Raw genomic sequence first — 339 nt, 5'->3', positions numbered from 1 at the left:
TATGAATTCCCGTGTTGTCAGCGGCATCATAAGGGATATGCCCCCATCCCCCATTTAACGCCGTTGGTTTATTAACAATGGGTGATTTGCTGAGTGGTTGCCCGTATTGATCCAGTAATTGCGGTATCTTGCTCATCTAAATCTGATCCTCATGGCACGCCTACGATTAATTCCCAAAGTCCGTTGCAACTCCAAGATATATCCCTGTAATTGCTGAAGATTTGCTTTGGTATATGTCACTGACTTTGCCCCAGTTTCTTGGGAATAAGAAACAGAGATTGGTTTATTACCAATTAATAAATCATTATAAGCTTGTTGTGCTTGATCAAGATAAATACG

General features: G+C 40.7%; 1 protein-coding gene. It reads right to left on the bottom strand.

The annotated features are described in order from the left end of the window. Nucleotides 1–132: 132 nt before the first annotated feature. Nucleotides 133–339, bottom strand: a 207-nt coding sequence (gpW, locus tag QMN76_RS10910; protein WP_282066051.1) for a gpW family head-tail joining protein, incomplete at its 5' end; no start/stop codon positions are given.

It is taken from the genome of Commensalibacter papalotli (ex Botero et al. 2024), from assembly GCF_947179115.1.
Taxonomy (GTDB): Bacteria; Pseudomonadota; Alphaproteobacteria; order Acetobacterales; family Acetobacteraceae; genus Commensalibacter; species Commensalibacter papalotli.
This window is presented reverse-complemented; position numbering and strand designations above follow the sequence as displayed.